This window comes from Saccharothrix isguenensis, assembly GCF_052936305.1.
Map to the genome: position 1 here is coordinate 7,047,624 of NZ_CP193626.1, position 24,236 is coordinate 7,071,859.

Annotated in this window: 18 protein-coding genes; 10 read left to right on the forward strand and 8 right to left on the reverse strand. The window is 71.2% G+C overall.

Annotated features, from left to right (window positions below):
* Positions 1–18: 18 nt before the first annotated feature.
* On the reverse strand, positions 19–1,125 hold the full coding sequence (locus ACRAKI_RS31610; protein WP_447004146.1) for a serine hydrolase domain-containing protein: 1,107 nt from the start codon (positions 1,123–1,125) through the stop codon (positions 19–21).
* A 255-nt stretch (positions 1,126–1,380) separates the two neighbouring features.
* Between ACRAKI_RS31610 and ACRAKI_RS31615 the strand changes: the two genes are divergently transcribed.
* Positions 1,381–3,006 (forward strand): glycosyl hydrolase family 18 protein, encoded by a 1,626-nt coding sequence (locus tag ACRAKI_RS31615; RefSeq protein WP_447004147.1) that lies wholly within the window; start codon positions 1,381–1,383, stop codon positions 3,004–3,006.
* Positions 3,007–3,283: 277 nt separating this feature from the next.
* On the opposite strand, the gene ACRAKI_RS31620 is transcribed toward ACRAKI_RS31615, so the two are convergent.
* The gene (locus tag ACRAKI_RS31620; RefSeq protein WP_447004148.1) at positions 3,284–5,053 is read right to left on the reverse strand and encodes a M14 family zinc carboxypeptidase; all 1,770 of its coding nucleotides are present in this window, start codon (positions 5,051–5,053) and stop codon (positions 3,284–3,286) included.
* Positions 5,054–5,215: 162 nt separating this feature from the next.
* On the opposite strand from ACRAKI_RS31620, the gene ACRAKI_RS31625 reads away from it, so the two are divergent.
* Together ACRAKI_RS31625 and ACRAKI_RS31630 are read left to right on the forward strand one after the other, a co-directional pair.
* The gene (locus tag ACRAKI_RS31625; RefSeq protein WP_447004149.1) at positions 5,216–5,458 is read left to right on the forward strand and encodes a DUF2630 family protein; all 243 of its coding nucleotides are present in this window, start codon (positions 5,216–5,218) and stop codon (positions 5,456–5,458) included.
* 66 nt (positions 5,459–5,524) lie between these two features.
* Positions 5,525–6,355: a MerR family transcriptional regulator gene (locus ACRAKI_RS31630; RefSeq protein WP_447004150.1), complete on the forward strand. Its 831-nt coding sequence runs from the start codon at positions 5,525–5,527 to the stop codon at positions 6,353–6,355.
* A 37-nt stretch (positions 6,356–6,392) separates the two neighbouring features.
* Here ACRAKI_RS31630 and recD2 read toward each other — a convergent pair whose 3' ends face one another.
* From recD2 to ACRAKI_RS31645, 3 genes are all read right to left on the reverse strand, one after another.
* Positions 6,393–8,558 carry an SF1B family DNA helicase RecD2 gene (gene recD2 / locus ACRAKI_RS31635; protein ID WP_447004151.1) on the reverse strand — a complete coding sequence of 722 codons (2,166 nt, stop codon included), beginning with the start codon at positions 8,556–8,558 and terminating at the stop codon, positions 6,393–6,395.
* Positions 8,559–8,625: 67 nt separating this feature from the next.
* Positions 8,626–8,796, reverse strand: coding sequence for a hypothetical protein (locus ACRAKI_RS31640; protein ID WP_447004152.1), 171 nt, complete (start codon positions 8,794–8,796; stop codon positions 8,626–8,628).
* Positions 8,797–8,807: 11 nt separating this feature from the next.
* A complete protein-coding gene (locus ACRAKI_RS31645) occupies positions 8,808–9,206 on the reverse strand; it encodes a hypothetical protein (RefSeq protein ID WP_447004153.1) in 399 nt (132 codons plus the stop codon).
* 115 nt (positions 9,207–9,321) lie between these two features.
* Between ACRAKI_RS31645 and ACRAKI_RS31650 the strand changes: the two genes are divergently transcribed.
* The 5 genes from ACRAKI_RS31650 to ACRAKI_RS31670 all read left to right on the forward strand — a co-directional run bounded on the left by ACRAKI_RS31650 (position 9,322) and on the right by ACRAKI_RS31670 (position 14,247).
* Complete coding sequence (locus tag ACRAKI_RS31650) at positions 9,322–9,996, forward strand: response regulator transcription factor (protein ID WP_447004154.1); 675 nt, start codon at positions 9,322–9,324, stop codon at positions 9,994–9,996.
* Positions 9,993–11,012 carry a HAMP domain-containing sensor histidine kinase gene (locus ACRAKI_RS31655; RefSeq protein ID WP_447004155.1) on the forward strand — a complete coding sequence of 340 codons (1,020 nt, stop codon included), beginning with the start codon at positions 9,993–9,995 and terminating at the stop codon, positions 11,010–11,012. The genes ACRAKI_RS31650 and ACRAKI_RS31655 overlap by 4 nt, the downstream gene beginning before the upstream one ends.
* Before the next feature lie 139 nt (positions 11,013–11,151).
* On the forward strand, positions 11,152–12,489 hold the full coding sequence (locus ACRAKI_RS31660; RefSeq protein ID WP_447004156.1) for a DUF4153 domain-containing protein: 1,338 nt from the start codon (positions 11,152–11,154) through the stop codon (positions 12,487–12,489).
* A 157-nt stretch (positions 12,490–12,646) separates the two neighbouring features.
* Positions 12,647–13,786, forward strand: coding sequence for a mechanosensitive ion channel family protein (locus tag ACRAKI_RS31665; RefSeq protein WP_447004157.1), 1,140 nt, complete (start codon positions 12,647–12,649; stop codon positions 13,784–13,786).
* 50 nt (positions 13,787–13,836) lie between these two features.
* Positions 13,837–14,247, forward strand: a complete 411-nt coding sequence (locus ACRAKI_RS31670) for a hypothetical protein (protein ID WP_447004158.1) — start codon at positions 13,837–13,839, stop codon at positions 14,245–14,247.
* 72 nt (positions 14,248–14,319) lie between these two features.
* Here ACRAKI_RS31670 and ACRAKI_RS31675 read toward each other — a convergent pair whose 3' ends face one another.
* Positions 14,320–17,562 (reverse strand): S8 family serine peptidase, encoded by a 3,243-nt coding sequence (locus ACRAKI_RS31675; RefSeq protein ID WP_447004159.1) that lies wholly within the window; start codon positions 17,560–17,562, stop codon positions 14,320–14,322.
* Positions 17,563–17,818: 256 nt separating this feature from the next.
* On the opposite strand from ACRAKI_RS31675, the gene ACRAKI_RS31680 reads away from it, so the two are divergent.
* Complete coding sequence (locus tag ACRAKI_RS31680; RefSeq protein ID WP_447004160.1) at positions 17,819–18,649, forward strand: hypothetical protein; 831 nt, start codon at positions 17,819–17,821, stop codon at positions 18,647–18,649.
* Positions 18,650–18,937: 288 nt separating this feature from the next.
* Here the strand turns inward: ACRAKI_RS31680 and ACRAKI_RS31685 are convergent, their stop codons facing one another.
* Complete coding sequence (locus ACRAKI_RS31685; protein ID WP_447004161.1) at positions 18,938–19,411, reverse strand: cupin domain-containing protein; 474 nt, start codon at positions 19,409–19,411, stop codon at positions 18,938–18,940.
* 71 nt (positions 19,412–19,482) lie between these two features.
* Here ACRAKI_RS31685 and ACRAKI_RS31690 point away from each other — a divergent pair, with 71 nt between their 5' ends.
* Complete coding sequence (locus ACRAKI_RS31690) at positions 19,483–21,138, forward strand: FAD-binding dehydrogenase (RefSeq protein WP_447004162.1); 1,656 nt, start codon at positions 19,483–19,485, stop codon at positions 21,136–21,138.
* A gap of 164 nt (positions 21,139–21,302) precedes the next feature.
* Here ACRAKI_RS31690 and ACRAKI_RS31695 read toward each other — a convergent pair whose 3' ends face one another.
* Positions 21,303–24,020, reverse strand: a complete 2,718-nt coding sequence (locus ACRAKI_RS31695) for a BTAD domain-containing putative transcriptional regulator (RefSeq protein WP_447004163.1) — start codon at positions 24,018–24,020, stop codon at positions 21,303–21,305.
* Positions 24,021–24,236 lie beyond the last annotated feature (216 nt).

The following is a 24,236-nucleotide window of genomic DNA, read 5'->3' on the forward strand; positions in this document are numbered from 1 at the left end:
ACCGCCTTGCACCGAACGTCAGCAGAACACCTCGTTCAGCATCTCGTCGTACCCCGCGATCTCGCCGGGGTCCGGAGCCGACGTCAGGGACGCCGTCAGGCGGGTCTTCGTGTCCGGCGTGCTGACCATCAGGCTGGAGTAGCCGGGGATGCCGCCGCTGTGGCCCCACACCGTCACGCCGCACGGCAGTTCGGTGGCCGCGAAGCCGAGGCCGTAGCCGTGCGTGCTCGGCAGCGCGGACGTCAGCTCCTCCTGCTCCGCCGGCCCGAGCAGCCGGCCGTCCAGCAGCGCGTCCGCGAACCGGTCCAGGTCGGCCGTCGTGGAGATCATCTCGCCCGCCGCGTACGCGACCGACGGGTTGATCTCGGTGATGTCCACGACCTGCCCGGCCACGCGCACGTACCCGTGCGCGTGCGGTCCGGGGATGCCGGTGCGGGTGCCCGGCACGGAGGTGGCGCGCAGGCCCAGCGGACGCAGGACGCGCTGCGTCACCGCGACCTCGTACGGCCGGCCGGTGACCTGCTCCACCAGCATCCCGGCGACGACGTAGTTCGTGTTCGAGTAGTTCCAGCCGGTGCCGGGCGCGAAGTCCAGCGGCTGCGCGGTGGACAGCGCCACCAGCTCGGCGGGCGTCCACGTCCGGTAGCGGATGCCCTCGAAGTCGTCCGGGTCCAGCGGCAGCGCGGCGGTGTAGTTGTACAGGCCGCTGGTGTGCTGCAGGACGTGCCGCACGGTGATCTCGTCGCCGTCCGGCAGGAGCCCCGGCAGGTACCGCTGCACGGGCGCGTCGAGGTCCACCTCCCCCTCGCCGACCAGCTGCAGCACGACCGTCGAGACGAACGTCTTGGTGATGCTGCCGACCCGGAACCGGCCGTCGGTCGGCACCGGGCGCGGCGAGTCGACCTCCGCCGTGCCCGCGCGGGCGGTGAACTGCCGCCGTCCGTCGGTGATCCGGACCTGCACCCCCTGCGCGCCGGTGCGGGCCATGTCGTCCAGCGCCCGCTGCACGACCTCGCGGTCGATCCGGCCGTGACCGGCGGCCCCAGGCTCGGCGACCGCCGTCCCCCCGATGCCCACGGCCGCCAACCCCACTGCGGCGACCAGGGCGATTCCCCTCGTGCCCATCGGCGTGTCCTCCCTGTTGACGCTGAGGACACCGAGTCTTGCCGTCCGGCGACGTCCGCACGTCGGACCCTGGTCTGGGAGGGGATATGACTTTAGGCTGACCCACCCCTAGTGGTCGTCGAGCCGCGGAACCGGTTCCAGGCGCTCCACCGCTACTCCATTCGAGTGACGACAATGGTCTAGACCTTGACCGTGAAGTGGTCTGAACCACATGGTGACATCAACCCTGCACTCCTTTTCCTGGCGAGGAGCACGATGTCCAAGATCCGATGGCATGTCACAGCGTTGTTCGTGGCGGTCGCCACGTTGGTGGTGGGGCTGGTCGTCGCACCCGCGGCGAGCGGCGCGGCCGGCGTCTCGGCCACCTTCAGCAAGGGCTCGGACTGGGGCACCGGGTACGAGGGCAAGTACACGATCAAGAACGGCGGCACGTCGGCTCTCACGTCGTGGACCGTCGAGTTCGACCTGCCCGCCGGTCACCGGGTCGGCTCCCTGTGGGACGGCTCGCACACCACCAGCGGCCAGCACGTGACGGTCAAGAACACGTGGAACGGCCACGTGGGCGTCGGCGGCACGGTCAGCTTCGGCTTCAACGTGGCCTACTCCGGCCCGTACTCCGGCCCGGTCAACTGCAAGCTGAACGGCGCGTCGTGCGACGCCGGCGGGACCAACCCGACGACGACCACGACCACCACGACCACCACCACGACGACGACCACGACCACCACGGGTCCGACCACGACGACCAGCAACCCGCCGGTCGGCGGCAAGAAGAACCTCGGCTACTTCACCCAGTGGGGCGTCTACGGCCGCCAGTACTTCGTGAAGAACATCCACACCAGCGGTTCGGCCGCGAAGCTGACGCACATCAACTACGCGTTCGGCAACGTGCAGAACGGCCAGTGCACCATCGGTGACGCCTACGCCGACTACGACATGGCGTACACCGCCGCGAACTCCGTCGACGGTGTCGCGGACACGTGGGACACCGGCGCCCTGCGCGGCTCGTTCAACCAGCTGCGCAAGCTGAAGAAGATGTACCCGCACATCAAGGTGCTGTGGTCGTTCGGCGGCTGGACCTGGTCCGGCGGCTTCGGCCAGGCCGCGCAGAACCCGGCCGCGTTCGCCGAGTCCTGCTACAAGCTCGTCGAGGACCCGCGCTGGGCGGACGTGTTCGACGGCATCGACATCGACTGGGAGTACCCGAACGCCTGTGGCCTGACCTGCGACACGTCCGGCTTCAGCTCGATGAAGACGATCTCGCAGGCCCTGCGCACCCGGTTCGGCGCCAACTACCTGGTGACGGCCGCCATCACGGCGGACGGGTCGAACGGCGGCAAGATCGACGCGGCCGACTACGGCGGCGCGGCGCAGTACCTCGACTGGTACAACGTCATGACGTACGACTACTTCGGCGCGTTCGCGGCCCAGGGTCCGACGGCACCTCACTCGCCGCTGACCGCGTACCCCGGCATCCCGCAGGCCGGCTTCAACTCCGACGCGGCGATCCAGAAGCTGAAGGGCAAGGGCGTCCCGGCGGCCAAGCTGCTGCTCGGCATCGGGTTCTACGGCCGTGGCTGGACCGGCGTGACGCAGTCCGCTCCGGGCGGCTCGGCGACCGGCGCGGCGCCGGGCACGTACGAGGCGGGCATCGAGGACTACAAGGTCCTCAAGACCAGGTGCCCGGTCACCGGCACCATCGCCGGCACGGCGTACGCCCACTGCGGCAACGAGTGGTGGAGCTACGACACCCCGGCCACCATCGGCGGCAAGATGACCTACACGAAGAACCAGGGTCTCGGCGGCGCCTTCTTCTGGGCGCTCGACGGTGACACCGCCAACGGCGAGCTCATCACCGCGATGGGCAACGGCCTGAAGTAACACCTTCCGGCACGAACGACGGGCACTGCGGGCGTCCCTCCCGCAGTGCCCGTCGCCGTTTCCCACCCCACCGCGCAACTCGCGGTGCCGGAGTGGAGGGCTCGCGTGCGAGAGCGCTCCCACCACGCGAGTCCTCCACTCCGGCACCGCGAGTCGTCCAGTCGGGCACCGTGAACTGCGCGGCCGCACGCTACCCACGACGACGGCCCGCGTGCCGGAGCGCGCGGGCCGTCGGGACGAACCAGGCTGGACGGACCAGGGTGGGGGCCGACCAGGACTACAGCGTGAGGCTCCAGGAGTTGATGTACCCGGTGTCCGCCGAGTACACGTCCTGCACCCGCAGCTTCCACGCCCCGTTGCGCGCCTCGGACGAGACGTTCGCGGTGTACGTGGTGTCGATGTTGTCCGCCGAGTCGTTGTTCGACGACTTCAACCGGTACGCCGAACCGTCCGGCGCGACCAGGTCGATCACCAGGTCACCCCGGTAGGTGTGCACGATGTGCACCTCGACCTGCGACGACGACGAAGCGTTGCCCTCGCAGCCGGCGATGGTGATGGTGCTGGTGACGGCCGCGCCGTTGTCCGGGATCGCGACGTCGGCGTCGTTGGTGGCCTTCGCGCAGCCGACCGGCGGGTTGCCGGCGCCGCCGTACGGGTTGGCCGCCTTCTTCGCCGCGTACATCAGCATCGGCTTGACCTTCGGCCAGAACGTCGACGCCTGGCACGAGTACGCCGGGAAGAAGCCCGAGCAGGTGCCGGACGACGGCCCGACCTCCCACACGAACGACGCCACACCCAGGTCGTCGTACACCCAGTCGTCCGTCGCGCCGGCCGCGTTGTACAGCACCTCGCCCGGCTGCCCGTACTGCCAGCCGCCGGCCAACGTGGCCATGTCCTTGGCCATCCCGCGCATCGCCGCGTCGTTGCCGGTCTTGTACGACGTCGTCCAGCCCCACGGGAACAGCACCAGGTTCGAGTAGCTGTGCATGGAGATGACGACACCGGTCGTGTCGGCGGGCGCGGCGTCGGTGACGCCGGTGCCGCGGCGGTCGCGGTACAGGTTGCGCCACAACCCCTGCAGCGCCCGCGTCTCGACCTCGGAGTTCGCCGACGGACCCTTGTAGGTCTGGTCGCACGGGTTGGACGACGTGCCCGAGCCGCCCCAGTGGGAGTCGGTGTTGCGGTTGAGGTCGACGCCGACCTGCGACGACGACGTGCCGGAGCAGTTCGACCCGTTCGTGGTGTTGGCGTTCTTGCGCTGGTAGCGCGGCGAGTTGCCGCCCTGCTGCACGATGTTCACGCCGTCCGGGTTGGCGATCGGCACGACCCACACCTCGGTGGTGTCGAGCAGCGCGGTGACCTCCGGGTCGACCCCGTACCCGGTGGTCAGGTGGTCGATCCAGCGCCACGCGATGTCACCGGTGGACAGCTCGCGGGCGTGCAGCTGGCCCATCACGAAGAACCGGGGCTTCGGCGCGGTCGGGCTCAGCGCGCAGTCGCCCGCGTTCTTCTTGGTGATGCAGATGGCGCGCAGGTCGTACCCGCCGGCGCCCTGGGTCTTGCGCCACGAGTCGCCGTAGTCGACCAGCGTGGTCAGGCCCGGGTGCTGCTGGCCGACCAGGTCGAGGTGCGACCAGTGGGCGTTGATGGTGCGGTAGCCGCCGTAGTAGGTCTCGTTGATGTCCGCCGCGTCGAACGACGGCGACTGGGACTTCTTGGCCGGCGGCTGCCACTCGGGCGCGGGCAGCACCTCGTCCACGACCGCGGTGAACCCGGCCTGCTTGAGGCCTTGGCCGGTGCCCTTGTCGCCGAGCACGAACAGGTAGTCACCGTCCCGGTCCTCCAGCACGTCGAAGCCGCGCCCGAGCAGGTCCTGGGCGGCGGCGCCGAGCGGCGCGTGGACCTTGTAGACGTAGGTCGGTCCGGCTTGCACGGCGGCGACCTCGGGCGCGGGTCCGGCGGTGCCGGGGATGCCCCCGGTGACCACCACCGCCGCCGCGACACCGGCTATGGCCAGTGTCAGCAGGGAACGTCTGGTCGACTTCACGGTTGTTCCTCCTAGGCAGGGTGAATCGGAGGATGGGGTATCGGGACCTGCTTGCACACCCGCCATCCGGCCATACCTGGTGGTCGCGGCCCGCGGTTGCGGCCAGGGTTTTGACGGATGACGGTGAGGTACCCCGATCTTGCTCCGGATGGAGGAGGAGTCGTGACGGACGAAGAACTAGTCGAGCGGATCAGCAGGCTCGTGGAGGAAGAACACCGGCTGGAGGGCTCGCGCATCGGCGAGGGCCTCGGCGATGGTGACACCCGGCGGCTGCACGACCTCGAAGTCGCCCTGGACCAGACCTGGGACCTGCTGCGACAGCGCAGGGCACGGCGTGCGGCGGGCCTCGACCCGGACGCCGCGAAGCCCCGGGACCCCGACATCGTGGAAGGTTACCGGCAGTAGTCGCCGCGCCGCCTTGACCCGTCCCCTGGGGCAGCCCGGATGGTCGTCGCCATGGAGGATGTGCGGGTGGCACGGCTACTGGGCATCGGCGAGTTCGCCCGCCGGTCGAGGCTGTCGGTGAAGGCCCTGCGGCTGTACGAGCGCCAGGGCCTGCTGCGGCCCGCCGAGGTCGGCGAGGGCAACGGCTACCGGTGGTACCGCGAGGAGCAGTTGGCCGGGGCGCGCCTGGTCGCGCTGCTGCGCAGGCTGGACATGCCACTGGCCGAGGTCGGCCGGATCGTCGCCGCGCCCGAGCGCGAGCGGGCCGACCTGGTCGCCGACTACTGGGCCGAGGTCGAGCACCGGCTGGCCGTCCAGCGCGGGCTGGCCGCACACCTCCGCGTCGTGTTGTCCGGAGGAGAGGGACTGTTGGAGATGTACGAGGTCAAGCAGCGTGACGTGCCCGAACAGGTGGTCCTGACGGAGCAGCGGCACGTGCTCCAGCCGGGGCTGGTCGAGTGGATCGGCGCTTCGATGGCCCGCCTGGAAGCGGCGGCCAAGGCGTACGGCGGCATCTCGGCCGCCCCGTTCGTCATCTACCACGGCGAGGTCAACGAGGACAGCGACGGCCCGGTCGAGGCCTGCGTCCCGATCAACCCCCCGACCGACCGCCCGACCGACCTGGGCGACGCCACCACCGCCTACCGGATCGAACCAGCGCACAGAGAGGCCTACGTGCGGCTCGGCAAGGCCCAAGTGGTGTACCCGCAGATCCTGTCGGCCTACGACGCCGTCGCCGTGTGGCTGAAGGAGAACAACCTGACCATCGCGGACTCTCCGCGTGAGGTCTACTTCGCGAGCCTCGCCGATGCCGACCCGGACGACGTGGCGTGCGACGTGGCGTTCCCGGTGCGCTGAGCTCGGATCACGTCGCACACGGCGCTGGAGGACGGCCTCAGAGCAGCTGGGCCAGCCGGTGGTCCAGCGCCGTGTGCCGACGTCCGGCGCCCACCGTGCGGACCGCCTGACCGATCGCCTTGCGCGACCCGACCAGCACCACCAGCTTCTTGGCCCGGGTCACCGCCGTGTACAGCAGGTTCCGCTGGAGCATCATCCACGCGCTCGTCGTGATTGGAATGACGACGCACGGGTATTCACTGCCCTGTGAGCGATGAATCGTCATGGCGTAGGCGTGGGTCAACTCGTCCAACTCGCCGAACTCGTAGTCCACGTCCTCTTCCTCGTCGGTCCGAACGGTCAGCTTCTGCTCCACGGCGTCAATCGCCGTGACGACGCCGAGCGTGCCGTTGAAGACGTTCTTCTCGTAGTTGTTGCGCATCTGGGTGACCTTGTCGCCGACCCGGAACACCCGACCGCCGAACCGGCGTTCCGGCATGTCCGGTGTGGACGGTGTCAAAGCCTCCTGCAGCAAGGCGTTCAGCCCGCCCGCGCCCGCCGGACCCCGGTGCATCGGCGCGAGCACCTGGATGTCCGTGCGCGGCTTCAGACCGAACTTGCGCGGGATCCGGTTGGCGACGACGTCGACGACCAGGGCCGCCGCGTCCTCCGCCTCCTCCGCCGGGAACAGGAAGAAGTCCGGCATCCCTTGCACGATCGGGTAATCACCGCTGTTGATGCGGTGCGCGTTGGTCACCACACCCGACTGCTGCGCCTGTCGGAAGATGTGCGTCAGCCGGACGTTCGGGATCGGGCCGGCGGCGGACAGCACGTCGCGCAGCACCTCACCGGCCCCGACGGACGGCAGCTGGTCGACGTCGCCGACCAGCAGCAGGTGCGCGCCGGGCGCGACCGCCTTCACCAGCTTGTTCGCCAGCAGCAGGTCGAGCATCGACGCCTCGTCCACCACGACGAGGTCCGCGTCGAGCGGACGCTCGCGGTCGTAGGCGGCGTCACCGCCCGGCTTCAGCTCCAGCAGCCGGTGCACGGTGCTCGCCTCGTGCCCGGTCAGCTCGGTGAGCCGCTTGGCCGCACGGCCGGTCGGCGCGGCCAGCACGACCTTCGCGCCCTTCGCCGCCGCCAGCTTCACGATCGACCGCACGGTGAAGCTCTTGCCGCACCCCGGACCACCCGTCAGCACGGCGACCTTGCTGGTCAGGGCGAGCTGGACCGCCGCGCGCTGCTTGTCCTCCAGCGACGCGCCGAGCCACGCGAACGCCCGTTCCCAGTCCACCCCCCGGAACGCGGGCATCCGCTCGTCACCGGCCTTGAGCAGCCGCAGCAGCTGGTTGGCCAACGAGATCTCGGCCCGGTGGAACGCGACCAGGTAGATGCCGGGCTCGCCGTCCGGCATGACCTCGCGGACCACGCCCTCCTCCGCGACCAGCTCGGCCAGGCACTCGATGACCAGGCCCGCGTCCACCTGGAGGATCTTGATCGCGTCACCGATCAGCGCGTTCTCGGGCAGGTAGCAGTTGCCGTCGCCGGTGGCCTCGGACAGCGTGAACTGGAGCCCGGCCTTCACCCGCTGCGGGCTGTCGTGCGGGATGCCGACGGCCTTCGCGATCACGTCGGCGGTGCGGAAGCCGATGCCCCAGACGTCGTTCGCCAGGCGGTAGGGCTCCTCGCGGACGACGTCGATCGCCTTGTCGTTGTACTGCTTGTAGATGCGCACGGCCAACGACGTCGACACGCCGACGCCCTGGAGGAAGACCATGACCTCCTTGATCGCCTTCTGCTCCTCCCACGCGTCGGCGATCAGCTTGGTCCGCTTCGGACCGAGCTTGGGCACCTCGATGAGGCGTTGCGGCTGGTGCTCGATGACGTCCAGCGCGTCGACGCCGAAGTGGGTGACGATCCGGTCCGCCAGCACCGGGCCGATGCCCTTGATCAGCCCCGAGCCGAGGTAGCGGCGGATGCCCTGGATCGTCGCGGGCAGCACGGTCGTGTAGTCGTCCACGTGGAACTGCTTGCCGTACTGCGGGTGCGAGCCCCAGCGACCGCGCATCCGGATCGACTCGCCGGGCTGCGCGCCCAGGAGCGCCCCGACCACGGTGATCAGGTCCCCGCCACGGCCCGGGTCGACGCGGGCGACCGTGTAGCCGGTCTCCTCGTTGGCGAACGTGATCCGCTCCAGCACCGCTTCCAGGACCGCGTCAGCCACGGGGTCACCCTAGGACGCCGCACCGACGAGCCGGCACACCGGTCTCACCGCTTCACGGCTTGCTGCTCTACGGCCACAGCACCGCGCGTCCGCCGCACTCGCCCACCACCACACCGTGGTCGTTGATGGCCAGGGCGAAGCCGTAGTTCCCGGACGGCACCGGCAGCAGCGTGACCTTGCCCGACTTCGACCACCTGATCGGGCGGTCGTACCTGCTGATCGCGGTGCCGGCGGCCACGCCGCGGTCGTTTAGGTGTCGAAGCCGAACGCGGTGCGGCGCAGCGGACGCTGGAAGTCGACGTACCAGCGGACCAGCCGGTGCGCGTCGGACGGGTCGTGGAAGGCGCGGACGCTGAACCACTTCTCCGGCGGGTTCCACAGCAGTTGGGCCGTGTCCCGCCGGATCCACGGGGCGAGTTGCCGGGTACCGGCGGCCAGGTCCGGCAGTCCCCGCTCGCGCACGCGGTCGTCACCGGTCAGCAGCCAGTCGATCCACGTCGTCGTGGCCCGCGTCTCCGCGCCCGGTCGGCAGCACGCGACCAGCGCCTCCGGCGCGTCACGGAGCGTCCTCAACGCGTGCGCGCTCCACACCCCGCCGCGGAAGACGTCACGGCGGACGACGGTCGTGCCCGGTTCGGAATCCCTCATGGCACCTCCGGCCGCAAGGACGTGTGACCTGCGCCGAGGTTGCCCGCGGATGTCTCCACAGGACGTTCACAACTCGCGCCGTCCACCTCCACGGCTCGCACCTAGAGTCGGCCCCATGACACGCCGCGTTCTGGTGGTCGAGGACGACCTGACCATCGCCGAGTCCGTGGCCGCACGGCTGCGGGCCGAGGGGTTCGAGGTCGACGTGGCGCACGACGGGCCGTCCGCCGTCGCCCGTGCCCTGGACACCCGACCGGACCTCGTGGTGCTGGACGTGATGCTGCCGGGGTTCGACGGGCTGGAGGTGTGCCGGCGGATCCAGGCGCAGCGGCCGGTGCCGGTGCTCATGCTGACCGCCCGTGGCGACGAGACGGACCTCTTGGTGGGGCTCGCGGTCGGCGCGGACGACTACCTGACCAAGCCGTTCTCCATCCGCGAGCTGGCCGCACGGGTGCACGCGCTGTTGCGCCGGGTGGAACGGGCGGCGTCGGCCGCGGCGGCCCGGATCACGGTGGCGGACCTGGAGATCGACTTGGCCGAGCGGCGGGTGGTGCGCGCCGGGGCGGAGGCGCACCTGACGCCGACCGAGTTCGAGCTGTTGGTGCACCTCGCCGAACGGCCGCGCGCCGTCCAGTCGCGGGAACGGCTGTTGAGCGAGGTGTGGGGGTGGCAGGACGGCACCGGGACGCGGACCGTGGACAGCCACATCAAGGCGTTGCGGCGGAAGTTGGGGACCGACCTGATCCGGACCGTGCACGGCGTCGGCTACGCGTTGGAGGTCCCCAGATGAGCCTGCGATCGGCGTTCCTGACCACGGTGGAGCTGCTGCCCCGCCCGCTGGACCCCGTGCGGTCGATCAAGTTGAAGCTCGGCATCCTGGTGGTGTCGGCGACGGCGGCCGGGTTCACGTACTTCCGGCTCCGGATCGGGTGGCTCGCGCCGGGCACCACGTACGGCGCGATCGCGATCATGCTGGTGACGTCCCAGATCCTCGCGCACGGGATGACCAAGCCGTTGCGGGAGATGACGGCGGCGGTGCGGGCGATGCGGGCGGGCGACTACAGCCGGCGGGTGCGCGCGACGGCGCGGGACGAGGTCGGCGAGCTGGCCGGCGCGTTCAACCAGATGGCGGCCGACCTGGGTGCCGCGGACCAGCAGCGGCGCGAGCTGATCGCGAACGTGTCGCACGAGTTGCGCACGCCGATCACGGCGTTGCAGAACGTGCTGGAGAACGTGGTCGACGGGGTCGCGCAGCCCGATGCGGCGACCATGCGGACGGCGTTGGCGCAGACCGAGCGGTTGAGCCGGCTGGTGACCGAGTTGCTGGACCTCTCGCGGATCGACGCGGGCGCGCACCGGTTGGACAAGGCCGACTTCGCTCTGGCGCCGTTGTTGGAGGATGTCGTGGCGGAGGCCTCGGTGGCCGCCCGGGGGGTGCGGTTCACCATCGACATCTCGCCGCCGGACGCCACCGTCCACGCCGACGAGGCGCGATTGGCACAGGTGGTGGCGAACCTGCTGGACAACGCCGCCCGACACGGTCCGGCCGGTGGCGAGGTGCGCATCTCGGCTTCCGTGGGCGACGATCTGGTGCTCGAAGTCGCCGATGACGGGCCGGGGATCGCGCCACAGGACCGGGAGCGGGTCTTCGAGCGCTTCACCCGTGGTGAGCGGGCGGGCGGCGGTGGCACCGGTCTGGGCCTGAACATCGCCCGCTGGGTCGTCGACCTGCACGGCGGCACCATCGCCGTCGTCGACGGCCCCGGCTGCCGAATCCGCGCCACCCTCCCCGCCACCCCCACCTGACCCGCGAGTCCTCCGTCCGGAACGCGCGAGTCCACCGTCCGGAACGCGCGAGTCCACCGTTCCGGACACCCGAGTTCAACACTCAGAACACCGCCGCGCACACGGCGGGCGATGGCGCACGCCCTGGAGGCAACACCCGATGTCACCCAACCGCGCACTGCTCACCGGCGCCGCAGCCGGAATCGCGGCGGCGCTTCTCCTCCCCGACGGACCGGGCCTCGGCTGGTCGCTGACCGCCGCCGTCGTCTTCGCACTCGTGCGGAAGGTCAGACCGGTGTGGGCGGTCCTGTCGGTGGCGTTGTTCGCCGTCGGGGCGTTCGTCGCGGCGGAATGGCTCTTCGTGCTCTGCGCGATGGCCGGGTGCGCCGCAGGATCACTCGCGGTCGCCGGGGGGCGGACCGCGCGTGGCGTGGTGTTCGGCGCCGGAGCGGTGCCCATCGCGGCGGTCCGGGCGCTGCCGTGGCTGGCACGCGGCGTGAAGGAACGGGGGACGCCGCCCATGACGCGCCCCATCGTGGTGACCGCCGGCCTGCTGCTGGTCTTCGTCCCGCTGCTCGCCGGGGCCGACGCGGCGTTCGCGGACCTGCTCGGCTCGATCGTCCCCGACGAGTCGTCCGGCCGGCCGATCGTGCTGTTCCTGGTGGTCGCCCTCGGCACGGTCGGCGCGTGCCACCTGCTCGCCTCACCACCGGACCTGGACGGGACGGCCGTCCTCGCCCGCACGGTCGCGCGGCGTGACTGGGTGCTGCCGGTGGGTGCGCTGGTGCTGCTGTTCGCCGTCTTCGTGGCCGTGCAGATCACCACCCTCTTCGCGGGCGACGAGCACGTCATCACCACGGCCGACCTCACGTACGCCGATCACGCGCGCAGCGGCTTCTGGCAACTGCTCGCCGTCACCCTGCTGACGCTGGGCGTGATCGCCACCGTCGCCCGGCTGGCCCACCTCGACTCGTCCACCGACCGCAAGTGGCTGCGCGTCCTGCTGGGTGCGCTCAGCGTGCTGACGTTGGTCATCGTGGCGTCCGCCCTGACGCGCATGTGGCTCTACCAGCAGGCTTACGGGTTCACGGTGCTCCGCGTCCTCGTGTCGGCGTGTGAGCTGTGGCTCGGCGGCGTGTACCTGCTGGTGCTCGCGGCTGGCGTGCGGCTGGAGGGCGGGTGGCTGGCGCGGGCCGTCGTGGGCACGGGGTTCGCCGCACTCCTGGGGCTGGCGGCGCTCAACCCGGACCGGTTCATCGCCGAGCGCAACATCGAGCGCTGGCACGCCACCCGCGAGATCGACGTCTGGTACCTGAGCAGGCTGTCCGACGACGCCGTGCCCGCCCTCGCCTCGCTCCCGCCGAGCCTGCGCGACTGCGCGCTGAGGTACCGCCGCGTCCAGGCCGACGACTGGCGTGCGTGGAACCTCGGCCGGCAGCGGGCCCGGACCGCGCTCGCCGAGGGTGGGTCCGGAAGGTGCGCACATGCCGAGCGTTGAGTCCGGGTGTTCCCGGATTGGGTCTCACGCGTGCGGAACGGAGGACTCGCGGACGTGAAGTAGGACTCACCGGGGTCCTTGGCGGGAGCGGGTGGGCGGTTGGCAGGGTGGGTACGGACTGGGGAACGTCCCCACGTGGAGAAGGAGGTGCCCATCCGTGCTCGCAGCCGTCATCACGTTCACCGGCTCGCTGCTCGTCGCCTTGGTCGCCGTCACGCTCGTCCACCGGGTGGTCCGCCGCATCGGCCGCCGGTCCGAGCTGTTCGCGGGCCTCGCCAAGCAAGCGCACAAGCCCGCGCTGGCCGTGGCGGTCCTGCTGGCGGTGCAGTTCTCACTGGGCGTGGCGGCTCGCGGCGACTGGCGACCGACCGCGCTGCACGTCACGGGCATCGCGCTGATCCTCGCCGGCGCCTGGCTGCTCGCCGCGCTGCTGGTGGTGGTCGAGGACGCCACGCTGGCGCGCATCCGGGTCGACGTGTCGGACAACCGCCACGCCCGCCGCGTGCACACGCAGATCACGTTGGTGCGCAGGGTCACCGTCGTCCTCGTGAGCGTGCTGGCCGCCGCCGCCGTGCTGATGACGTTCCCCGCCGCACGTGCCGCCGGGACGAGCCTGCTGGCGTCCGCCGGTGTCATCGGCGCGATCGCCGCCCTGGCCGCGCAGTCCTTGCTGGGCAACGTGTTCGCCGGCATCCAGATCGCGTTCAGCGACGCGCTGCGGCTGGACGACGTGGTGATCGTGGAGCAGCAGTGGGGCCGCATCGAGGACATCACCCTCACCTACGTGGTCGTGCACCTGTGGGACGACCGGCGCCTCATCCTGCCCACCGCCTACTTCCTCAAGAGCCCGTTCGAGAACTGGACGCGCACCCAGTCGGCGCTGCTCGGCACGGTGGAGATGGACCTCGACTGGACGGTGCCGGTGGAGGAGCTGCGGCAGGAGCTGCGGCACGTGCTCGAAGGCACCGACCTGTGGGACGGCCGGGTCTCCGTGATGCAGGTGACGGGCGCGGTCGGGTCGTTCGTGCGCGTCCGGGCCCTGGTCAGCGCGTCGGACGCCGGGCGGCTGTGGGACCTGCGGTGCGTGGTGCGCGAGCACCTGGTCGGCTGGCTGCGGGCGAACCACCCCGGCTCGCTGCCGCAGGTGCGGGTGCGCGACCTGCCCCGGTCCGGCGACCACGCAGAGGTGCGACCGGCGCACGAGCCGTCGGACAACCGGGTGTTCGGCGAGAGCGCGGACGGTGAAGAGCGGGTGCAGGCGTTCAGCGGACCAGACCAGTCCGTGCAACCACGGTGACCTCGCTTTACGTCCTTGTGGTGGCAGGATCGCCCCACGGGAGGAAGCCCATGCGGAAACTCGTACTACCGGTGCTGGCGGGACTGGCAGGGCTGGCGCTGGTGGGCTGCGGCGACCGGCAGGACGCCGGTTCCCACCCCGTGCTCACGGTCCCTACCAGCGCGATCTCGGAGGTCCAGGTGCTGCCGGAGCTCAGCCCGCAGGGCAAGGACGTGCTGGAACGGGCCAAGCGCTCCGGCGCGCGGACCGTCGTGCTGACCGTCGCCACCGACCAGGGCAGGACCGACCAGGTCGCCGCCGGTCTGCGCAGCCTTGGCGGCACCGTGGAGGCCACCGACGCCACCATCGGCTACGTCCGCGCGTCCGTCCCGGTCGACCTGGCCGAGCGGGTGACGGCGATCGAGGGCATCAGCCGGGTGGACGTCGACGAGCCGTTGTCCAACATCGACCCCACTCCCTAGGACGACCCGCACGAACGGCTCAGGGCCACCCCCGCGTGCAGCGGAGGTGGCCCTGAGGTCTACCGGGTGGCGTCAGGCCACGTTCTGCACGATCACCGCGCTGCGGCCGACGGTCACGCCGTCCGCCGTCTGCACGGTCAGCTCGCCGCGCAGCACGCGACCGGCGCCGGCCTGGCCGGCGACCGTCACCGTGCCCGGCACCGTCCACGTCTCACCGGCGGTGCGCTCCGAGTCGGTGTCGGTCACGTCGACCGTGCCGAGGCCCGGGGCGACGAACAGGTCGATGTAGTCGTACTCCGTGGCGCCCGAGGGCACCTCGTAGCCGTCCACCCGCACCTGCCACGTGCCCGCGGCCGGGTTGTTGATCGTGACGGACTCCTCCGAGTCGCCGTCCGCCGCCTGACCGGCCAGCACGCAGGTGCCGGACGTGCAGTTGTAGACGAACAGGTCGAGGTCGGCGGACACGTCGGCGGTGTTGCCGATCGTCGCGCGCAGCGACGTGGAGCCCGGCGCCACGACCACGGCGTACGTCTGGACCGCCGCGTCCGCGATCGACGGGCGCGAGATCCGGGCGCTGGCCAGCGAACCGCCGACGAGCTTGCCGGTGAACGTGGCCAGCGAGTTGGTCACCGTGTACTCGCGGCTGATCGGGGTGCCGATCGTGGCCGACGCGATGGTGTCCGGGTTCGGGCTGACCGTCGTGCCCAGCACGGACGCGGACACCGAGAACGGCGCCGAGTCGGCGTCGGAGGTGCGCCGCGCCTCGACCACGATCTCCCACACGCCCGGCGTCGGGTTGCTCACCGTGCGGCTGGTCGGCGTGCCACCGGAGCAGCCCGCGCCCGCGTCGGGGTTGTAGCAGTTGATCGACGACGTGGAGTCGAACGGCACGCCGTACGGGTCGTAGCGCAGGAACCGGACCTGGCCCTTGCCCGCCTCGGCGCCGCCGGCCGCCATGTCGACCTTCAGCGCGCTGGTGCCGACCGGCACCTTCACGAAGAAGCTCTGCGACTGGTTGCGCGCGATCGTGCCGGTCTTGGTCACCGAGTACTTGCCCGCCGCGGTGAACTCGTCCGCCGCGAACACGGTGTTCAGGGTGAACACGTCGATGCCGGGGGTGGCCGCGTTGTCGAGCTTCAGCACGGCCGAGTGCGCGCCCGCCGTGGTCGGCTTGACCTTGACGTCGAACGTGACCGGCGTGTTCAGCGGCAGGCTGACCTGGGACTTGGACGAGAACGTCCCGTCGTTGCCCTGCCACTTCACGGAGAACCGCTGGTTGCCGGCCGGACCCGTGGTGCGGGTCAGGGTGTAGGTGCGCGTGTACTCCGCACCCACGGACACGCCCTCGCGGTCGTGGATGCCGACACCCGTGTTCGGGGTGGCCAGCAGACCGGACAGCGCGGTGTTCACGGCCACCGACGTGGTGACGGCGTGCGTGTCCGGGTGCGCGTTGAGCTGCGCCCACGCGCGCTTGGTGTCGAACAGACCGGCGCCCTGCTCGTAGGCCTGCAGCGTGGAGACCCACTTGGCGCCGGACTGGATGGCGTTGCGCAGCGCCGCGACGGGCGGGCGCTCGCCGTTGTGCTCGGCCTTGTACGCGCTGATGAGCAGCGCGGCGGCGCCGGTCGCCTGCGGGGCGGCCATCGACGTGCCGTTGAACATGGCGTAGCCGGCGGGCAGGTCGAACGTGCCGCCCACCGGGCCGGGCGCCTGCCACTGCGGCGTGGTGGAGATCGCCGAGCCGGGCGCGACGATGTTCGGCTTGAAGCCGCCGTCCTCACGCGGACCGCGCGACGAGAAGCCGTGCAGACCCTCGCGCTGGGTCGTCACCGAGCCGTAGTTGGACAGCCAGGTGTCGGCCGTGATGTACGAGCCGACGCTCATCGCGTCCGTGGTGACCGACGGGTCGCCGACCGTGTTGGCGCCCGCGCCGCTGTTGCCGGCGGAGATGAACACCTGCACGTTGTACTCGGCGATGGTGCGGTCGTAGAGCTTCGCACGCGCGTTGTTGCCGTCGTTGAGGGCCGGGAGGCCGCCGATCGAGATGTTGACGACGTCGGCGCCGTTGCGGGCCGCGTACAGCAGGCCGTCGATCAGGCCGCTGCTGGTGCACGACGGGGTGGTGAGGCAGACCTTGACGGCCATCAGCTTCGCACCGGGCGCCGCGCCGACCATCCGGCCGCCGAACATCTTGTTCGCCGACGTGATGCCCGCGACGTGCGTGCCGTGCGCGGCCGACATGCCGATGTTGACCCACGCGGTGGCGCCGGCGTCGTAGTTCGACTTGTCGGTCTGCACCACGAACGGGATGGTGTCCAGCACCGGCGTGGCCGGGTTGTCGACGCCGAAGTGGCCGACGTCCTTCTTGTACTTGTAGTCGATCATCGCGGTCTGGTCGGTGAAGTCGCCGTCACCGTCCACGTCCACGAAGACTTCCTTCGTGGTGACGTCCTGGAGCACGCCGAACGCGTCCACGCGGTCGCCGTCGCGGTTGATGTCACCGCCCATCTCGCTGTTGGCGAGACCCAGGTCGCCCGCGGTCTCGCGGAACAGGCCGAAGCTGTACGGGCCGCCGGTGGCGGGGGCCGTGTAGCTCACGCCGGCGTTGGTGAACGCGCCGTTGTAGCGGCCGGCCAGCTGGACCCACGTGCCGTCACCGGAGTTGGTGGCGTTCGCGTTGTACCAGTCGACGACCTTGCGCTCACCGGTCGTGGTGGTCGCCAGGGCCGGGTGGTCCAGGTCGATGCCGGAGTCCATGATCGCGATCGTGGTGCCGCGACCGTCCCACCGGGGGTGCTGGGAGGTGAACTGCGCGGCCTTGGTGTCCTGCGTCGGCATGTACGGGTTCATCTTGGGCGTCGACGGGCCCGGTGCCGGCTGCGGCAGCGGGGACGTCGCGCCCTCGGGACGCGGGTTGTCCAGGACGACCAGACCGTCCACGTCCACCGCGTTCACCGACGCGAGCTTCGCGGCCTGCTCGGCCTTGTCGCGCGGCACCGAGACCTTGAGGTAGTCGACGTCACGCTCGGTCGACTCGACCACGCCGCCCAGGGCCTTGAGGTCGTTGGTGGCGGAGTCGAGCTTGCCCTCTTCGGCGGCGACCAGGAGCGTGACGTTCGCCTGCCCGGCCTTCGCGGCCTCGGCGACGCGCTCCCGGTCCTGCTTGTCGAGTTGCTTGTCGGCGGGCGCGGGGGCGGGTGGCGCCTCCTGCGCGACTGCCGACCCGGCGGCGAAGCCGAACCCAGTGGTGCCCAGCACGGCGGCCAGCAAGGCCGCACTGGTGCGGTGTCTCCACCGGCTTCCTGAGTTGATCACGGCGCAAACCCTTCGTGGGGAAAGATTGGCGCAAGCACATCTCTCGAACCACCGGGTGACAATCGGACGAACGGCCCCAATGACAAGTCCACATTGGACTGATCGGGCTATTGCGCAAACGCGCGAGAAGTGCCGCGAAACTCCGGAACGGGTGCGACTACTCCAGTCAAGAGCCGACCGGCCGGAATGTCAAACTCTGTCAACGGTGAACCGCCCGGAAGCGTGGGAAATCCGTAACAAATCGCACATCAACACGATGGCGAGCACACTGGACGACATCGTGGACACCGAGCCGATCGACCGGATAGCCGACGAGCTGTACGCCCTGCCGCCGGCGGACTTCGTCGCGGCCAGGGACACCCACGCGCGCATCGCCGCCGAGCACGGCGACAAGGCGCTGGCCAAGCAGATCGGGGCGCTGCGCAAGCCGACCGCGTCCGCGTGGGCGCTGAACCTGCTGGCCCGCGAGGGCGCGTCCGACCTGGCCGAGGCGGTCGCCCTGGGTGACCAGTTGCGCGCCGCGCAGGAGGAGTTGCGCGGTAACGCGCTGCGGGAGCTGGGTGCGCGGCGACGGGCGGTGCTGAGCGCGCTCGTGCGACGGGTGGAGACGCTGGCGAAGGACGCCGGCCAGCCGCTCGGGTCCGATGCCGTGCAGCAGGTGCGCACCACGTTGACGGCGGCGCTGGCCGATGCGGTGCTCGCCGCGCGGATCAAGGCGGGTCGACTGGTCAAGCCGGTCGAGCTGTCCGGCTTCGGGCCGTTGAGCGAGCACGCCGTGCCGGTGCGCGACGACCTGGCTCCACGTCGTGAGCAGCGGCGGGAACGACAGCTCGCACGGGCGCGGGACGACATCACCAGTGCGCAGGCCGACGTGAAGAAGGCGGACACAGCCGTGACGGAAGCCGAACAGGCGTTGACCGAGCGCGAGGAGCACACCGCCACGCTGCGGGCCGAGCTGCGGCGTGCCCAGCAGGCCGAGCAGGAGGCGGCGACGCGGCTGGCGAAGGCCAAGCGCCGGGCCGAGACCGCCCGGGAGAAGCTGACGGGCGCCGAGACCCGGATGACCGAGCTGCGCGGCGACGCCTGAGCGACTGCGGACCGTCACCACGGGTGTTGACGCTCCGTAGTGATGCCCACCACCCCGGGGCAATCCGGGGAACACGTGTCCGACACCGCCCGTTCTACTGTTGGTCGGCAAGTGGACGCCGCACCGGACGTCAGGCCCGCAGGCACCACCCCCCAATGCCCGCGAGGCCCCTCTCCCCGAGACGTTGCAGGTGCGCCCACGCACGCCCGACCGCCGTCGGCCGAACGGTTCCCCCCACCGGACGGCCGACGGCTCCAACGTGACGTCGCCGGTTTCGATAGCCGCAGCTCAGACCATGTACTGGTCGTGCCGGGCGTAGAAATCGGCCCACTCCTCGCGGCTGAGCGCCCGCCCCGAATCGAGGATCTCCGCGAGTTCGCGGAAGAACTCCTCGCGCGGCGGCGCGGGCGCGAAAAGGATCACCATCGACGCCGGTTCGTCGGTGTCGTTGCGGAAAGCGTGCACGCCGCCTTCCGGCACGTGCAGGAAATCGCCCTCGGCGCCGTTCACCCAGGTCTCGCCGTTGAACAGGCTGACCACTCCCGAGGTCACGTAGAACGACTCCGAGAACGTCTTGTGGAAGTGCGGTGCGGGGCCGCCCGCGCGGGGCTTCATCCGCCAGTCGAACAGGCCGAACCGGTTGCCCGTGACGTCGCCGGGCGCGACCAGCCGCGCCTGGCTCTGCGGCCGGTCGACGGTCGGCACCTCCGCGACCGGCCGCCACACCGCGCTGACCTCGCCCACGTCACCCGCGTACGTCACCGTGACCACTCCCTAAAGTGAATTTTCTTCAAGTCTCGTGCACCGCGCGCGCTTCGATCTAGACTCGCCCGATGGCACATGACGCGGATGTCATCGTCGTCGGCGCGGGTCTGGCGGGTCTCGTCGCCACCGCCGAGCTGGTCGACGCGGGACGCAAGGTCATCCTGCTCGACCAGGAGCCGGAGGCGGCGTTCGGAGGGCAGGCGTTCTGGTCGTTCGGCGGGTTGTTCCTGGTGGACAGCCCGGAGCAGCGGCGGCTGAAGGTGAAGGACTCGGCGGAGCTGGCGCTGCAGGACTGGCTGGGCTCGGCCGCGTTCGACCGGGACTGCGACCACTGGCCGCGTCAGTGGGCCGAGGCGTACGTGGACTTCGCGGCGGGCGAGAAGCGGTCGTGGCTGTACGCGATGGGCGTGCGCTGGTTCCCGCTCGTGCAGTGGGCCGAGCGCGGCGGGTACCTGGCCGACGGCCACGGGAACTCCGTGCCGCGGTTCCACGTCACGTGGGGCACGGGGCCGGGGATCGTCGCGCCGTTCGAGCGGCGGGTGCGCGAGGGCGTGGAGCGCGGGCTCGTGCAGCTGAAGTTCCGGCACCGCGTGACCGGGCTGACCACGACCGGCGGTGCGGTGGACGGCGTGCGCGGCTCCGTGCTGGAGGACAGCGCGGTCGAGCGCGGGGTGGCCAGCTCGCGCACCGTCGTGTCGGACTTCGAACTGCGCGCGCAGGCCGTCGTGGTGACGTCCGGCGGCATCGGCGCGAACCACGAGATGGTCCGCCGCAACTGGCCCGCGCGCCTCGGCACGCCGCCCGCGCACATGCTGTCCGGTGTGCCCGACCACGTCGACGGCGAGATGCTGAAGGTCGTGCAGGACACCGGCGGCGAGGTCATCAACGAAGACCGCATGTGGCACTACCCCGAGGGCATCGCCAACTACGCGCCGATCTGGGGCAGGCACGGCATCCGCATCCTGCCCGGACCGTCGTCGCTGTGGCTGGACGCCACCGGGCAGCGGCTGCCGATCCCGCTGTTCCCGGGCTTCGACGCGTTGGGGGCGTTGGAGCACATCGTGAAGACCGGGCACGGCTATTCGTGGTTCGTGCTCAACCAGCGGATCATCGGCAAGGAGTTCGCGCTGTCCGGGTCGGAGCAGAATCCCGACCTGACCGGCAAGGACGTCCGCGCGGTGCTGAAGCGCGCGCTGCCCGGCGCCGTCGCCCCGGTGGAGGAGTTCGCGAAGCGGTCCGAGGAGTTCATCTTCGGCCGCACGCCCGCCGAGCTGGCCGCCGGGATGAACGAGCTGACCGGCACCTCCATGATCGACCCCGTCGCGCTGCAGCGCACGATCGTCGAGCGCGACCGCCAGGTGATCTCGGGGCTGGGCAAGGACATGCAGATCAACGCCATGCGCGAGGCCCGCAAGTTCATCACCGACAAGCTGATCCGCGTGGTCGAACCCCACCCGCTCCTGGACCCGAAGGCCGGCCCGCTGATCGCCGTCCGCCTCTCGGTGCTCACCCGCAAGACCCTGGGCGGTCTGCACACCGACCTGTCCGCGCGCGTCCTGCAATCCGACGGCTCGCCCCTGCCGGGCGTCTACGCCGCCGGCGAGGCGTCCGGCTTCGGCGGCGGCGGCGTCCACGGCTACCGGGCCCTCGAAGGCACCTTCCTCGGCGGCTGCCTGTTCTCCGGCCGAGTAGCCGGCCGCGCCGCAGCCGCCGCCACCGCCTGACCCGCCGCGCAACTCACCGTGCCCGACCGCGCAACTCGCGGTGCCCGAGTGGAGGACTCGCGGGTGAGAGCGCTCTCACCCGCGAGTTGTCCGGTCGGGCACCGCGAGTTGTCCGGTCGGGTTGGGTGAGTTGTCCGGTCGGGCACGCGAGTTCACCGTTCGGGTCAGGGGGTGGGGGTCAGTTTGCGGGCCAGGTCGTCGGCGTCCGGGAGGCGCAGGTCGTGGTAGAGCTGGTGGGCGGCTTGCCAGTGGGGCCTGGCGGCGGTGGGTCCTTCGGACTGTTCCAGGACGTCGCCGATCGCGCGGTGGCACAGGGCCTCCTGGTAGTGGTCGCCCAGGCGGGCGGCCAGGGCGAGACCCGCCCGGTAGGACTCCAGGGCCTCGTCGGCACGGCCCAGCTGCTGGGACGCGGCGCCCACGGTGTGGAGGGCGGCCGTGTGGGCCTTGGACGGCGCGGACGGGAAGAGGGTCAGGGCTTCGGTGGCGTGGCGCAACGCCGCCTCCGGCTGGTGCTTGCGCAGCAGCACGTTCGCCAGGTTGTTCTGGATGCTCGCCTGCGACCGCCTGTCCCCGACCTCCCGCGCCACCTCCAGCGCCTCCAGGATCACCTCCTGCGCCCGGTCCAGCCGGTCGTCCGCCATCAGGCAGTACCCCAGGTTCGCCAACGCCGCCAGCTCCAGGTGACGGTCGCCCTCCGCCAACGCCGCCGCCCGCGTGCACGCCTCGACCGCCTCGTCGATCCGCTCCAGGTCCGCCAACGTCGACCCCAGCCGCAGCAGGAACGTCGCCTCCGCGTGCCCGTCACCCAGCGATCGCGTCGCGGCCAACCCGATGCGGCACAACGCCAACCGGTCCAGCCGGTTGCCGCGCCGGAAGTGGAACGCGTCCAGGCACAACGCCAGCTTCCACGTCCGCTCCCGCTGCCCGCCGTTCACCGCCATGTCCAGCGCCAGCCCCAGGTTCGCCTCTTCCCGCGTGAACCAGTCCAACGCCGTCGCGTGCGACAGCAGCTCCGGGAACGACGACGGCGGGTGCTCGGCCGGCCCGAACGGCCGGACGTGGTCGGACAAGTGCGTCCGCGCCCGGTCCGCCACGTGCAGGTAGTAGTCCAGCAGCCGGTGCGCGGCCAGCTCCACTTCGGACTCGGTGGCCGCCAGGTGGTGCGTGAACAGCCGCACCAAGTCGTGCCGCGAGTACCGGTCGGGCGTCGACTCGTGCAACAGGTTCGCGTACGCGAGCGTCCGCAGGTGCGTCCGCGCGCTGGCCACGTTGATGTCCAGCAACGCCGCCGCCGTGTAGCTGTCGAGGTCCGTCCCGGGGTGCAGCCCGAGCCGCCGGAACAGCCGCGCCGCGCCCTCGGGCAGCTCGCGGTAGCTCACCGCCAACGCCGCGTGCACCCCGCGCCCGGCCTCCGGCAGCGACAACGCCGACAGCCGCCCCTGCTCGTCACGCAGCTCGTCCACCAGCGACTGGATCGTCCACCGCGGCCGTGACGCCAGCCGCGCGCCCGCGATCCGCAACGCCAGCGGCAGCCGGTCGCACTGCTCCACCAGCTCGGCCACCGCGTCCGGTTCCTGCTCGATCCGCTGACGCCCCAGCAGAGCCGCCAGCAGGTCCTCGGCGCTCGACTCCGGCAACGTCGGCACGTGCAGCGACGACGCCCCCTCCGTGACCACGAGGTCGTCGAGCCGGTGCCTGCTCGTCACCAGCACCAGGCAGCGCGCCGACCCGGGCAGCAGCGGCCGGACCTGCTCGGCCGACCGGGCGTTGTCCAGGAACACCAGCACCCGACGCCCGGCCAGCAGCGACCGGTACTGCGCGGCCTGGTCCTCCAAGCCGACCGCGATCTCCGAGTCGGTCAGCCCCAGCGCCCGCAGGAACCCGATCAACGCCGTCCGCGGGTCCAGCGGCTCCGTCTCGTCGAACCCGCGCAGGTTCACGAACAGCTGCCCGTCCGGGAAGTCCGCGGCCACCCGGTGCGCCCAGCGCAGCGCCAACGCCGTCTTGCCCACGCCGGCCGGCCCGACCAGCAGCCCGATCGCCGAGTCCTGGCCGCTCAGGCTCTCACCGAGGTCCGACAGCTCCGGCTCACGCCCGACGAACCCGCGGTGCTCGCGCGGCAACTGGGCGGGCTCACGCCCCACCGGCACGGATCGCGCGGCGTCACCCGCCAGCACGGCCTGGTAGGCGTCCCGCAGCTCCGGACCCGGGTCCACGCCCAGCTCCTCGGCCAGCCGCTCCCGCGTCCGGTGGAACAGGGCCAGCGCCTCGGCCTGGCGCCCGGTCCGGTGCAGCGCCAGCACCAGCCATGACACCAACGCCTCGCGCAACGGGTTCGCGTCGACCGCGTCCCGAAGCCCGGCCACCGCCTCGGCCGCCCGGCCCAGCCGCGACAGCCGGGTCGCCAGCTCCTGCACGGCCACCAGCCGCAGCTCCTCCAGCCGCGCGGACACCGCCTCGCGCAGGTGGTCGCCCGGCACGTCGGCGAGCACCGGCCCGCGCCACAACGCCAACGCGTCCCGCAGGAGCCCGACCGCGTCGTCGTCCGTCGCGTCGCGGGCGGTCGCCAGCAGGTCTTCGAACCGGAACACGTCGACGGCGGCACGTTCGCCGGTCAGCACGTAACCGGGTGCGCGGGTGACGAGCGCGACACCGCCGGTCAGGACCTTGCGCAGCTGGGCGATATGTCCTTGGAGGGCGGCTTTCGCCTGCGGCGGCGGTGAGCCGTCCCACACCAGGTCCAGGAGGCGATCACCGGACACCACCCGGTTCAGTTCAAGGGCGAGGGCCGCCAGGACCGTCCGCCGCTTGGCCGCACCGAGCCGGACCGCTTCCCCACCTGCGTGAACCAGCTCAACGGGACCGAGCAGGTTCACCCGCATCTGAATCCCTTTCGGCGTTGTCACCGTGCCGTCGCAGAGTTTCCCACAGTGGTCGGCCCGGTCCGGGGAGCTGCGCGGGAGGTCACGTTGGGGCGGCGTTGGCCGGGCGTTGGAGCACACCGCGAAGGTGGGTTCCGTCCAGCAGGCCGCCGTCGCGAGGGATACCGATGTACATCGCCGATACCGGGGATGCAGTGGCCCCGCCCCAGGAGATCC